General features: G+C 75.0%; 1 protein-coding gene. It reads left to right on the top strand.

All coding sequences use genetic code 11. The features are described from left to right. The first annotated feature begins 10 nt into the window (after nt 1-10). The gene (locus SGFS_RS06880; protein ID WP_286248499.1) at nt 11-15,031 is read left to right on the top strand and encodes a type I polyketide synthase; all 15,021 of its coding nucleotides are present in this window, start codon (nt 11-13) and stop codon (nt 15,029-15,031) included. Nucleotides 15,032-15,097: the final 66 nt, after the last annotated feature.

The following is a 15,097-nucleotide window of genomic DNA, read 5'->3' as shown; positions in this document are numbered from 1 at the left end:
CACTGCGAAGATGCCGGACGAACAGAAGCTTCTTGAGTACCTCAGGCGGGCGACCGCGGACCTCGGGCACGCGCGTCAGCGGCTGCGCGAGGAGGAGGACGCCAGGCACGAGCCGATCGCGATCGTCTCGATGAGCTGCCGCTTCCCCGGTGGCGCCGACAATCCCGAACTGCTGTGGGACCTGGTCTCCTCCGGCACCGACGCCATCTCCGAGTGGCCGTCCGACCGGGGCTGGGACACGGCCGCCCTCTACGACCCGGACCCCGACCGGCCGGGCACCTCCTACACCCGGCACGGCGGATTCCTGCACGAGGCGGGGGAGTTCGACGCGGCGTTCTTCGGCATGTCGCCGCGCGAGGCCCTCGCCACCGACCCGCAGCAGCGGCTGCTGCTGGAGACCTCCTGGGAGACGCTGGAGCGCGCGGGCATCGCCCCCGCGTCGTTGAAGGGCACCGCGACCGGCGTCTTCGTCGGCGCCATGACGAACGGCTACGGCGACGGCTCCCGCGACCAGTCCGACGTCCAGGGCCTCCTCCACACCGGCACCGCGGGCAGTGTGATCTCCGGGCGGATCTCCTACACCCTGGGCCTGGAGGGCCCGGCGGTGACGGTGGACACGGCGTGCTCGTCGTCGCTGGTCGCCCTGCACCTCGCGATCCGGGCGCTGCGCTCCGGCGAGTGCTCCCTCGCCCTCGCCTGCGGCGTCACCGTCATGCCGCACCCCGACCCCTACGTCGCCTTCAGCCGCCAGCGCGCCCTGGCACCCGACGGCCGCTGCAAGGCCTTCGCGGCCGGGGCCGACGGCACCTCGTGGTCCGAGGGCGTGGGCGTGCTGCTGCTGGAGCGGTTGTCGGACGCCCGTCGCAACGGCCACCGGGTACTGGCGGTGGTGCGTGGCAGCGCGGTGAACCAGGACGGGGCGAGCAATGGGCTGACCGCGCCGAACGGTCCTTCGCAGCAGCGGGTGATCCGGGCGGCGCTGGCCGACGCACGGCTGCTGCCCGGTGACGTGGACGCGGTGGAGGCGCACGGCACGGGGACCCGGCTGGGGGACCCGATCGAGGCGCAGGCGCTGCTCGCGACGTACGGGCAGGACCGTCCGTCGGACCGGCCGCTGCTGCTCGGCTCGCTGAAGTCGAACGTCGGGCACACCTCGGCGGCGGCCGGCGTGGGCGGTGTCATCAAGATGGTCCAGGCGTTGCGGCACGGGGTGCTGCCCCGGACGCTGCACGTGGACGCGCCGACCCCGCAGGTCGACTGGTCCTCGGGTGCGGTGGAGCTGCTGACCGAGGAGCGTTCCTGGGCCGCCGACCCCGACCGGCCCCGCCGCGCCGCCGTGTCCGGTTTCGGCGTGAGCGGAACCAACGCCCACGTGATCCTGGAGGAGGCGCCCGCCTCGGAGGACCACGCCCCCGCCGGGACCCCCGACGCCGAGACCACAGGGGCCACCGAGGCCGCCGACGCCACGGAGTCCCGTGACCCGCTGCCGCTGGTGCCCTGGGTGCTCTCCGCCCGAGGCGAGGAGGCACTGACCGAGCGGGCGCGGCAACTGCTCGCTCTCGTCGACGCCGAGCCCGGCCTGAGCCCCGGCGCCGTCGCGCGGGCCCTCGCCGGCGGCCGGTCGCCGTTCGAGCACCGCGCCGTGGTGGTCGCGGGCGACGCGGAGGGATTCCGTACGGGACTCACCGGCCTGGTGACCGGGGGCGAGGCCGCCAACGTGGTCCGTGGCCTCGCGGGACCCGCCGGCCGTACCGTGTTCGTCTTCCCCGGCCAGGGATCCCAGTGGACCGGTATGGCGCTCGAACTGCTCGACTCCTCGCCGGTCTTCGCCGCCCGCATGGCCGAATGCGAACGCGCCCTCGCCGCCCATGTGGACTGGTCCCTCACCGAGGTCCTGACCTCTGCCGCGGACCTGGAACGGGTCGACGTGGTCCAGCCCGCGCTCTGGGCCGTGATGGTCTCGCTGGCCGCGCTGTGGCGCTCGGCCGGTGTCGAGCCGGACGCCGTGCTCGGCCACAGCCAGGGCGAGATCGCCGCCGCGGTGGTGGCCGGAGCCCTGTCCCTGGAGGACGGCGCCAAGGTCGTCGCCCTGCGCAGCCAGGCCATCGTCACTCTGGCCGGACGGGGCGCAATGGCCTCCGTTCCGCTGCCGCCGGGGGAGTTGGCCGACCGCCTCGCCCAGTGGGACGGCAGGCTCTCCGTCGCCGCGGCCAACGGCCCGGCCGCCACCGTCCTGTCGGGCGACACCGAGGCGATCGACGGCATCGTGGCCCGGCTTCAGGCCGAGGACGTACGGGCCCGCCGCATCCCCGTCGACTACGCCTCCCACTCCGCGCACGTCGAGGAGATCCGCGAGCGGCTCCTGGAGTGCCTCGCGGACATCCGGCCGACGACCGGCCAGGTGCCCTTCTTCTCCACCGTGGATCTGCGCTGGCAGGACTCCGACGCGCTCGACGCCGAGTACTGGTACCGCAACCTGCGGCAGACGGTGCGGTTCGAGGAGGCCACCCGCACCCTGCTCGACCAGGGCTTCCGGTACTTCGTCGAGTCCAGCGCCCACCCGGTGCTCACCGTGGGCATCAGCCAGACCGCCGAGGCCGAGGAGTCCGACGCCGTCGCCGTCGGCACCCTGCGCCGGGACCAGGGCGGCCTGGACCGCTTCCTGCTCTCCCTCGCGGAGGCCCACACCGGCGGACTCGCGCCGGACTGGGACACCCTGCTCGCCGGGCACCCGGACGACACCGTGGACCTGCCCACATACCCCTTCCAGCGCCGCCGGTTCTGGCTGGAGCGGCCCTCCGCGGACACGCAGGACACTGTCGTCGACCCCGCGGACGCCGCCTTCTGGGAGAGCGTCGGCGGACAGGACCTCCCGGCGCTCACCACGACGCTCGGCGTCCGCGCCGAGGACCCGCTGACCGTCGTACTCCCCGCCCTCGCGGACTGGCGCAGGCGGCGCGACGAACGCGCGACCGTGGACTCCTGGCGCTACCGGATCGACTGGCGCCCCCTCGCAGACGCCCCGGCGGGCCGCACCGCCACCCCGACCGGCACCTGGCTGGTCGCCGTCACCGACGCCACGGACGACGACCCGGCGCGGGAGGCCGTCCTGCGGGCGCTCCGCGAGGCCGGAGCCGACCCCGTACCGGTCGTCCTGACCGAGGCCCACACCGACCGGGCCACGCTGACCGCACGCCTGTCCGAGGCCGCCGCCGCGACCGGGCCCGTCTCCGGCGTCCTCTCCTTGGTCGCCCTCGACGAGCGCCCCCACCCGAACCACCCCCACCTCCCCCTCGGCACCGCGCTCACCCTGACCCTCGTGCAGGCACTCGGCGACAGCGGTGTCACCGCCCCGCTCTGGTGCGCCACCCGGGGAGCGGTCACGACGGGCCGCGACGACGCGGTGACCAGCCCCGGGCAGCACCTGGTCTGGGGCCTCGGCCGGTGCGCCGCGCTGGAGCACCCGCAGCGCTGGGGCGGTCTGGTCGACCTGCCCGACACACTCGACGAGCGGGCCGCCGCCCGGCTGTGCAGCCTCCTCGCCGGCCCGGCCGGCCGCGACGACGAGGACCAGGTCGCCGTACGCCACTCCGGCGCGTACGGCCGACGGCTGGTCCGCGCCCGGCCCGCCGACCCCGCCCGCGCGGAGGCCTGGCAGCCGCGCGGCACCGTCCTGGTCACCGGCGGCACCGGCGGCGTCGGAGCGCACCTCGCGCGCTGGCTGGCCAAGGGCGGCGCCGAGCACCTCGTCCTGGTCGGCCGGAGGGGCGCCGACGCCCCCGGCGCGGCCGACCTGGCCGCCGAACTGACCGCGCTCGGCACCGAGGTCACCGTCGCCGCCTGCGACGTCGCCGACCGAGACCGGCTCGCCGAACTGGTCGCCGGGCTCGAACAGGACGGCACCCGGATCAGGACCGTCATCCACGCGGCGGGCACCGGCCTGCTCGTGCCGCTGACCGACACCGACCCCGACGAGTTCGCCGACATCCTCTACGCCAAGGTCGCCGGCGCGGAGAACCTCGACGCCGTCTTCGACCGGGACGACCTGGACTCCTTCGTCCTGTTCTCCTCCATCTCCGGCGTCTGGGGCAGCGGCGACCACGGCGCCTACGCCTCCGCCAACGCCTACCTCGACGCGCTCGCCGACCGGCGCCGCGCCCGGGGCCGCACCGCCACCTCCGTGGTGTGGGGCATCTGGGACCCCGAGGGCGGCGCGGGCATGGCCGCCAACCTCGTCGAGGAGCAACTGCGCAGCCGCGGCATCCCCTTCATGGCCCCGCAGGTCGCGCTGACCGGCCTCCAGCAGGTCCTCACCGACGACGAGACCGTCGTCCTCGTCACCGCCGTCGACTGGGACCGCTTCGCGCCCGTGTTCACCTCGGCCCGGCCCAGCCCGCTCATCGCCGACCTGCCCGAGGTCCGCCGCGCGCTCGCCGAGGAGACCGCCCCAGGCAAGGACGGGGACGAGACCGCCTCCACCCTGCGCGACCGCATCGCGGACCTGACCCCGGCCGACCGCGACCGCCTCCTCACCGACCTCGTACGCGGCCACGCGGCCGGCGTACTCGGCCACGGCTCCGCCGACGCCATCGCCCCCGAACGCGCCTTCCGCGAGCTGGGCTTCGACTCGCTGACCGCCGTGGAGATGCGCAACCGGCTCAACGCCGCCACCGGCCTGCGGCTCCCGCTCACCGTCCTGTTCGACTACGCCTCGGCCGCCGCGCTCGCCCGGCATCTGCGCGAGGAACTCCTCGGCCCCGACACCGCCGCCCCGGCCCTGCCGGCCGTCCCCGCCCATGTGCGCGCCGACGCCGACGACCCGATCGCCATCGTCGGCATGAGCTGCCGCTACCCCGGCGACGTACGCAGCCCGGAGGACCTCTGGCGGCTCGTCGCCGAGGGCCGGGACGTCATCTCCGGACTGCCCGCCGACCGCGGCTGGGACCTGGACGGCCTGTACGACACCGACCCCGACCGGCCCGGCACCACCTACAGCGCCGAAGGCGGATTCCTCTACGACGCCGGGCAGTTCGACCCCGCCTTCTTCGGTATCTCGCCGCGTGAGGCGCTGGCCATGGATCCGCAGCAGCGGCTGCTCCTGGAGACCTCCTGGGAGGCCCTGGAGCGGGCCGGCATCGACCCCGGCTCCCTGCGCGGCGGCCAGGTCGGCGTGTTCGCCGGTGCCGCCTACCAGGGCTACGGCGGTCTGAGCGACGTACCCGAGGAGGTGGAGGGCCACCTCATCGCCGGTATCTCCACCAGCATCCTGTCGGGCCGTATCGCCTACACCCTGGGCCTCGAAGGCCCGGCGGTCACCGTCGACACCGCCTGCTCGTCCTCGCTGGTCGCCGTGCACCTCGCGGCCCAGGCCCTGCGCTCCGGCGAGTGCACGCTGGCCCTCGCGGGCGGCGCGACCGTGATGGGCACCCCGCTCTCCTTCACCGGGTTCAGCAGGCAGCGCGGCCTCGCCGCCGACGGCCGCTGCAAGTCCTTCGCCGCGAGCGCGGACGGCTTCGGCATGGCCGAAGGCGTCGGACTGCTGCTCCTGGAGCGACTGTCGGACGCACGCCGCAACGGCCACCCCGTGCTCGCGCTGGTCCGGGGCTCGGCGGTCAACCAGGACGGCGCCAGCAACGGGCTCACCGCCCCAAGCGGTCTGGCGCAGCAGCGGGTCATCCGCAGCGCGCTCGCCGGCGCGGGCGTGCCGTCGGCCGAGGTGGACGTCGTGGAGGCACACGGCACGGGAACCCGGCTCGGCGACCCGATCGAGGCGCAGGCGCTGCTGGCCACCTACGGCCAGGACCGCCCGGCGGACCGGCCGCTGCTGCTCGGCTCGCTCAAGTCCAACATCGGGCACAGCCAGGCCGCCGCGGGCGTCGCCGGGATCATCAAGATGGTCCAGGCGATGCGCCACGAGGTACTGCCCCGCACCCTGCACGCCGAGGAGCCGACCCCCAACGTCGACTGGTCGGCGGGCGCCGTGGAACTCCTGACCGAGCCCAGGCCATGGACCCGCAACGGCCATCCGCGCCGGGCCGGCGTCTCCTCCTTCGGGCTCAGCGGCACCAACGCCCATGTGATCATCGAGGAGCCGCACGACGAGGAAGAGCCCGGCCGGCCGGCGGACGGGAGCGAGCTCGGGGCGGCCGTCCCGTGGCTGCTCTCCGCCCGTACCCCGGAGGCACTGCGTGAGCAGGCCACACGCCTGCACGCCCAGCTGACGGACCGTCCGGAGCTGCGGCCCGTCGACGTCGCCCACACACTGGCCACCACCAGGTCCGCCTTCGAACACCGCGCCGTCGTCGTCGGCACCGACCGCGACACCCTGCTGACCGGCCTGGCCGCACTCGCCGCCGGACAGAACGACCCCGCCGTGGTGCGCGGCACCGCCGCCACCCCGGGCCGTACCGCCTTCGTCTTCCCGGGCCAGGGCTCGCAGTGGGTGGGTATGGCGGTGGGGCTGCTCGATACAGCCCCCGTCTTCGCGGAGCGGATCGCGGAGTGTGAGCGTGCTCTGTCGCCGTACGTGGACTGGTCGTTGACGGGTGTGCTGCGGGACGATCCCGGCGCGCCCTCACTGGAGCGGGTGGATGTCGTCCAGCCGGTGTTGTTCTCCGTGATGGTGTCGCTGGCCGCGCTGTGGCGGTCGTACGGTGTCGAGCCGTCGGCGGTCGTCGGGCACAGTCAGGGTGAGATCGCGGCCGCGGTGGTGGCGGGGGCGCTGTCCCTGGAGGACGGTGCCAAGGTCGTCGCGCTGCGCAGCAGGATCCTGACCGCGCTGGTCGGCAGGGGCGCGATGCTCTTCGTCGCCCTGCCCGACGAGGACGTACGCGAGCGGCTGGCGCCCTGGGGCGCGAAGCTGTCCGTCGCCGCCGTCAACGGGCCCGCCTCCGTGACCGTCTCCGGTGACCCGGAGGCCCTGGAGGAGTTCGGCGAGCGGCTGTCCGAGGACGGCGTCATGCGCTGGACCATCCCGGGTGTGACCTTCGCCGGGCACTCGCCCCAGGTGGACGAGCTGCGCCGGGAACTGCTGGACGCGCTCGCCGGGGTGACCCCGCGCCGGACCGACATCGCCTTCTACTCCACCGTGACCGGGGGCGCCCTCGACACCACGGCCCTGGACACCGAGTACTGGTACCGCAACCTCCGCGAGCCCGTGGAGTTCCACCGGACCGTCGCCGCGCTGATCGACGCCGGGCACGACACCTTCGTCGAAGCCAGCCCGCACCCGGTGCTGACCGTCTGGATCGAGCGGAGCCTGGAGGCCGCGGACGTCGCCGGACGCGTCACCGGCACCCTGCACACGGACGACGGCGGCCCCGACCGGTTCCTGGCCGCCCTGGCCGGACCTCACGTCCACGGCGTCCCGGTGGACTGGCGGGCCGTGTTCGCGGGCACCGACGCCCGCCCCGTCGAACTCCCCACCTACGCCTTCCAGCGGCAGCGGTACTGGCTGGAGCCCACATCCGCGTCCGCCGACGGCTCCGCGCCCCAAGGCGGTGCGCAGCCGGCCGACACGGCGTTCTGGGACGCGGTCGAGCGGAACGACCTCACCGCCGTCGCCGCCGCGCTGAACCTGCCGGACGAGGACGAGACGGCCCGCACCTCCCTGGGCGGCGTGCTCCCCGCGCTCGCCGACTGGCAGCGCGGCCGCCGCGGCCGCACCACCATCGACGGCTGGCGCTACCGCGTCACCTTCAAGGCCCTGCACCTCGCCCCCGGCACCCCCGCCCTCACCGGCACCTGGTGGGTCGTCGTACCGGACGGCACGGCCACCGGACCGATCACGTCGGGCGTGCTGCGGGCCCTCGAACGGCACGGCGCCACCGCCGTACCCGTCGAGATCGGGAGCGCCGACACCGACCGCGCCGAACTCGCCGCCCGGCTGGGCGCGTCGACCGCCCCGGACGGCGGCGTGCTCTCGCTGCTCGCCCTCGCCGAGGAGCCGTACGCCGACGGGACCGCGCTGCCGACCGGGCTCGCCCTCACCACCACCCTGCTCCAGGCGCTCGGCGACGCCGGGATCAACGCCCCGCTGTGGTCCGCGACCAGCGGCGCGGTCTCCGTCGGACGCTCCGACGCCCTCACCGCACCGGCCCAGGCGACCCTGTGGGGCCTCGGCGCCGTGGCGGGCGTGGAATACCCGGAGCGGTGGGCCGGACTGATCGACCTGCCGGCAGACCTGGACGACCGCTCCGGCGGCCGACTCGCGGCCGTACTGGCCGGCCTCGACGGCGAGGACCAGATCGCCGTCCGGCCCTCGGGCGTCTACGGCCGCAGGCTCGTGAGGGCCCTGCCGGTCGAGGAGACGACCGAGGGCTCCTGGAAGCCCGACGGCACGGTACTGATCACCGGCGGTACCGGCGCCCTCGGCGCCCATGTCGCACGCCGGCTCGCCCGCTCCGGCGCCCGGCACCTGCTGCTCACCGGCCGCCGCGGCCCCGACACGCCCGGCGCCGCCGAACTGGTCGCCGAACTCGCCGACCTCGGCGCCCACGCGGAGGTCGCCGCCTGTGACGCCGCCGACCGGGACGCACTCGCCGCCCTGCTCGCCGGCATCCCCGAGGACCGCCCCCTGCGCGCCGTCGTGCACGCCGCCGGTGTCCTGGACGACGGCGTCCTCGACACCCTCACCCCCGAGCGGGCCGCCGCGGTCCTGCGCCCCAAGATGGACGCCGCCCGCAACCTGGACACCCTCACCCGCGACCTGGACCTGACCGCGTTCGTCCTGTTCTCCTCGCTCGCCGGGACCCTCGGCGGCACCGGACAGGGCAGCTACGCCGCCGCCAACGCCTTCCTCGACGCCCTCGCCGAGCAGCGGCGCTCACTCGGCCTGCCGGCCACCGCCGTGGCCTGGGGCCTGTGGGCGGGCGACAGCGCCGCCAACTCCGCCCGCGAACGGCTCGTACGCAACGGCCTGCCGCCCATGGACCCCGAACTGGCCGTCACCGCCCTCGAACAGGCCCTGGACCGGGCCGAGACCAGGCTGGTGCTCTGCGACTTCGCCTGGGACCGCTTCGCGCCCGCCTACACCGCGCTGCGACCCAGCGTGGTCCTGCGCGAACTGCCCGAGGCCCGCGACATCCTGGCCGCCGCCGGGGCCGACCGGCAGGAAACGGAAGCGGACTCCCTCGCCGGACGCCTCGCGACACTCTCCGCGCAGGAACGGCAGGAGGAACTGATCCGCCTGGTCCGCACCGAGGTCGCCGCCGTCCTCGGTTACGCCGACCCCGCCGACATCGACCCCGACCGGGTCTTCAAGGACCTCGGCTTCGACTCGCTCACCGCCGTCGACCTGCGCAACCGCCTCTCCGAGGTCACCGGACTGCGCCTGTCGGTGACCCTCGTCTTCGACCACCCCACCGTCACCGCCCTGGTGGACCACGTACGGTCCGAACTGGGCGGCACGGCACCGGTACCGGAATCGGTGCCGACGGTGCCCGCCTCCCCGGCCTCCCCGGCCGCTCCGGTCGACGACGACGCCATCGCCGTCGTCGCGATGAGCTGCCGCTACCCCGGTGGTGTCACCACCCCGGAGGAGCTGTGGCGACTGGTCACCTCGGGCGCCGACGCCATCACCGAGTTCCCCACCGGCCGTGGCTGGGACCTCGACGAGCTGTACGACCCCGACCCGGACAAGGTCGGCCGGACATACGCCCGCGAGGGCGGGTTCCTGCACGACGCGGACCACTTCGACCCGGCGTTCTTCGGGATCTCCCCGCGTGAGGCACTGGCGATCGACCCGCAGCAGCGGCTGCTGCTGGAGATCTCCTGGGAGGCGTTCGAACGGGCCGGTATCGACCCGGCGTCGCTGAAGGGCAGCCGGGCCGGGGTGTTCGTCGGCTCCAGCTACCGCGACTACGGCTCCCGCGTCCAGCAGCCCACCGAGGAGATCGAGGGCTACCTGGGCATCGGCAGCGCGGGCAGCGTCGCCTCCGGCCGGATCTCCTACACCTTCGGCCTGGAGGGCCCGGCGGTCACCGTCGACACGGCCTGTTCGTCCTCGCTGGTCGCCGTGCACCTCGCGGCCCAGGCGCTGCGCGCCGGCGAGTGCTCGCTCGCCCTGGCGGGCGGTGTCACGGTGATGTCCACCCCCGGCGCGTTCATCGAGTTCAGCAGGCAGCGCGGCCTCGCCGCCGACGGCCGCTGCAAGCCCTTCGCCGCGGCCGCCGACGGCACCGCCTGGGCCGAGGGCGCCGGCATGGTCGTACTGGAGCGGCTGTCCGACGCACGGCGCAACGGCCACCCGGTGCTCGCCCTGGTCCGGGGCTCGGCGGTCAACCAGGACGGCGCCAGCAACGGGCTCACCGCGCCCAACGGCCCCTCCCAGCAGCGCGTCATCCGCCAGGCCCTCGCGTCGGCCGGACTGAACAGCGCCGACGTCGACGCGGTGGAGGCGCACGGTACGGGCACGCGGCTCGGCGACCCGATCGAGGCGCAGGCGCTGCTGGCGACGTACGGGCAGGACCGTCCGTCGGACCGGCCGTTGCTGCTCGGCTCGCTCAAGTCCAACATGGGGCACGCCCAGGCCGCCGCCGGTATCGCGGGCCTGCAGAAGATGGTGCTGGCCATGCGGCACGGAGTCCTGCCGCGGACCCTGCACGTCGACGCGCCGACCCCGTTCGTCGACTGGTCGGCGGGTGCCGTGTCGCTGCTCACCGAGGACACCCCGTGGCCGGACAACGGCCACCCGCGCCGGGCCGCGATCTCGTCCTTCGGCGTCAGCGGCACGAACGCGCACACGATCCTGGAACACGTGCCGGACGAGTACGTTCCGGACGGTGTGGCGGAGCCGGAGAGCGCCGACGAGACCGCCGGTGCGGGCGACGACGGTGACGGGGTCGTCCTGCCGTGGCTGCTGTCGGCCCGGAGCCGGGTCGCCCTGCGGGCCCAGGCCCAGCGGCTGCTGGAGCACGCCGACGCCCGTCCCGGCCTGCGTCCGGCCGACATCGCGCACACCCTGGCCACCGCCCGCAGCGCCTTCGAGTACCGGGGCGCCGTAGTGGGCGACAGCCGCGAGGCGCTGATCGGCGGCCTGAAGGCGCTCGCCACCGCCGGGAGCGCACCCGGCGTCACCCAGGGCACGGCCGTGGCCGGCAGGACCGCGTTCCTCTTCGCCGGGCAGGGCAGCCAGCGCGCCGGAATGGGCGCCGAACTGTACGCCCGGTACCCGGTCTTCGCGGACGCCTTCGACGCGATCTGCGCCGAACTGGACCCGCTGCTGGACCGGCCGCTGCGCGACGTGGTCTTCGCCCCGGCCGGCTCTGACGCGGCGGCTCTGCTGGACCGCACCGAGTACACGCAACCGGCCCTCTTCGCGGTCGAGGTCGCCCTCTTCCGTCTGGTCGAGCACTGGGGCGTGGTGCCGGACCTGCTGCTCGGCCACTCGATCGGCGAGCTGGCGGCCGCACACGTGGCCGGGGTGCTGTCGGCGCCCGACGCCGCCGCGCTGGTCGCGGCCCGGGGCCGGCTGATGCAGGCACTGCCCGAGGGCGGCGCCATGGTCGCGCTGACCGCGTCCGAGGAGGACGTCGCGGCACTGCTGGCCCCCTACGAGGGCCGGGTCGCGGTGGCCGCCGTCAACGGCCCGGCCTCCGTCGTCGTCTCCGGCGACGAGGACGCCGTCCTCGACATCGCCGAGCAGTGGCGCGGCCGTGGCGGCAAGGCCCGGCGGCTCACCGTCAGCCACGCGTTCCACTCGCCGCACATGGACGCCATGCTCGACGAGTTCCGGCGGGTCGCCGAGAGCCTGGACTTCCGTGCGCCGCGCATTCCGCTGGTCTCCGACGTCACCGGCGAGTTGGCCACCCCCGAACAGCTGGGGTCGCCCGAGTACTGGGTGCGCCACGTCCGGGAGGCGGTGCGCTTCCACGACGGCATGCGGCGGCTCGCCGCCGAAGGCGCCATGACGTATCTCGAACTCGGCCCCGACGGCTCGCTCACCGCCATGGGACGCGACTGCCTCGCCGACGACAGCCCCTCCGGGTTCGAGGACCCGGCGGACCCGTCCGCCGCGGGTGCCCTCGTGCCGCTGCTGCGCAAGGACCGCACCGAGACCCGCGCCGTCACCGACGCCCTCGCCCACCTGTACGTCCGGGGCACGGCCGTGGACTGGCCCACGGTCATGGACACCGACGCCACCGGCACGGCCCGCCAGGTCGACCTGCCCACCTACGCCTTCCAGCGCGAGCGCTACTGGCTGGAGGCCACCGCGGCGGCCGGCGGGATGGCCGCCGCCGGGCTCCTCCCGGCCGACCACCCGCTGCTCGGCGCCGCCGTCCCGCTCGCCGACACCGACGGCGTCCTGTTCACCAGCAGGCTCTCGGTGCGCACCCACCCGTGGCTGGCCGACCACGGCGTCTACGGCACCGCCCTCCTCCCCGCCACCGCCCTGCTCGAGCTGGCGGTCCGGGCGGGCGACCAGGTCGGCTACGGCCAGGTCGAGGAACTCACCCTGGAGGCACCGCTGGTGATCCCCGCCCGAGGCGCGGTGGTGCTGCAACTCTCCGTCGGCGCCCCGGACGCCTCCGGCGCCCGGCCGGTCAGCGTGCACACCCGCCCGGAGGACACGGACGACGCGGCATGGACGTGCCACGCCCGGGGGCTGCTGATCCCCACCACCGAGGCGACGGAACCGGCCGAGTCCATGATCTGGCCGCCGACCGGCGCGGAGCCGGTGGAACTCGACGGACTGTACGAGCGGTTCGCCGAGGGCGGCTTCGGATACGGGCCCGCCTTCCAGGGACTGCGCGAGGTGTGGCGGCTCGGCGACGAGGTGTACGCGGAGGCGAGCCTGCCGTCCGAACAGCAGGCCGAGGCCGCGAAGTTCGGGCTGCATCCCGCGCTCCTCGACAGCGCCCTGCACTCGCTGATCTTCGGCGTGCTCGAAGGCACCACCCAGGGATGGCTGCCGTTCTCCTGGAACGGCATACGGCTGCACGCCTCCGGCGCCCGCGCCCTGCGCATCCGGCTGACGCCCGCGGGCAACAACGCCGTGTCCGTGCGGGCCACCGACACCGCCGGGCAACCGGTCGCCTCCATCCGGTCCCTGGTGCTCCGCCCGGTCAACCCCGACCAGGTACGCGCCGCCCGGACCGCACACCACGACGACCTGTACCGCGTCGAATGGCCCGTACTGCCCCAGCCGGCCGCCGCCGACCCCGACGGCTGGGCCGTCATCGGCGCCGAGGCACCCGACTGGGCGGCCCATGGCATCACCCGCTCCGCCACCGACCTCGAAGCACTGTCCCGCGAGATCGCCGAGGGAGCCGGGGCAATCGCCCCGCCCGCGGTCGTCCTCGCCCACGTCCCCGCCGCACCGGCCGGACAGGGGCAGGCCGACGCCGTACGGCACGTCACCGGCCGCACCCTCGCCCTCGTACGGGACTGGCTCGCCGACGACACGTTCGCCGACGCCAAGCTGGTGCTGGTCACCCGGGGCGGCGTGCCGTCGACCGCCGACGGCGACGCGCCGGACCTGACCCACGCCGCCGTGTGGGGGCTGGTGCGGTCCGCGCAGACCGAGAACCCGGGGCGCTTCGTCCTCGCCGACCTCGACGACGCCTCACGGGACGGTCTTGTCGCCGCCGTCGCCAGTGGCGAACCCCAACTCGCGCTGCGCGAGAGCCGGGCGCACATCGCCCGACTGGCCCGCGTGCCCGCCGCCGAGCAGCAGGCGACCCCCGACTGGGGGCGCCCCGGCACGGTCCTGATCACCGGCGGCACCGGCGCCATCGGCTCCGTACTCGCCCGTCACCTCGTGGCCGAGCACGGCGTGAAGCGCCTGCTGCTCACCAGCCGCCGGGGGCCCGCCGCCGAGGGCGCCGCCGACCTGGTCGTCGACCTCGCCGCGCTCGGCGCCCACGCGGAGGTCGTGGCCTGCGACGCCGCCGACCGGGAGGCACTGGCCCGGCTGCTGGACTCGCTGCCCGAGGCCCACCCGCTGACCGCCGTGGTGCACGCCGCGGGAACGATCGCGGACGGCGTCGTCGACGCGATGACGCCGGCCCAACTGGACACCGCCCTGCGGCCCAAGGTCGACGCGGCCTGGAACCTCCACGAACTGACCGAGGGCATGGACCTCTCCGCGTTCGTCGTGTTCTCCTCCATCGCCGGCGTCTTCGGCGGCATGGGCCAGGGCAACTACGCGGCGGCCAACTCCTTCCTGGACGCGCTGGCCCACCACCGCCGGACGCTCGGCCTGCCCGCCGCTTCGCTCGCCTGGGGACTGTGGGCCAACAAGGGCGGCATGAGCGGGGGCCTCGACGAGGCCGACTTCCGGCGCATCGCCCGCGGCGGCATCGTCGCCTTCTCCCCGGCCGAGGGCGCGGCCCTGTTCGACACGGCCAACGCCACCGGCGAGCCCGTCGTCCTGCCCCTGCGGCTCGACACCACCGCCCTGGCCGCCCAGAGCGGCACCGGCGGCGTACCGGCCCTGCTGCGCGGCCTCGTACGCCCGCCCGCCCGGCGCAGCGCGGCGGCCGGCGAGGCGGCACCGGACGCGGCCGACACGCTCAGGCGCACCCTGGCCGGCCAGCCCGAGCACCGGCGGACACGCACCCTGCTCGACCTGGTGCGCGGGCACGCCGCCACCGTGCTCGGCTTCCCCGGCCCCGCCTCGGTGGACGCCGAACGCGGGCTGCTGGAGCTCGGCTTCGACTCGCTCACCGCCGTCGAACTGCGCAACCGGCTCGGCGCCGCCACCGGCCTCAGGCTGCCCGCCACCCTGCTCTTCGACCACCCCACATCCGGTGCCATCGCCCGCCAACTGGCCGTCGAACTCGCCCCCGAGGGCACCGAATCCGACCCCGCTTCCGCCGACACCACCGGCCTGGCCGAACTGGGCCTGCTCGAAGGCGCCCTGGACAGCGGCACGGCCGCACCGGAGCTGATCAACCGGCTCCAAGAACTGATCGGCAGGCTGCGCCCGGGAACCGGTGACGCGGCTGAGGACCGCCTGGAGGAGCGGATGGACACGGCCAGCGACGACGAGCTCTTCGAGTTCATCGACAACGAACTCGGGATGTCGTGAACCTCACGCCCACATCCGCGACCCGGCGACTCCCCACGCCCGAGCCCGCCCGCTCGAAGGCCCCGA

Source organism: Streptomyces graminofaciens, assembly GCF_030294945.1.
GTDB lineage: Bacteria > Actinomycetota > Actinomycetes > Streptomycetales > Streptomycetaceae > Streptomyces > Streptomyces graminofaciens.
This window is presented reverse-complemented; position numbering and strand designations above follow the sequence as displayed.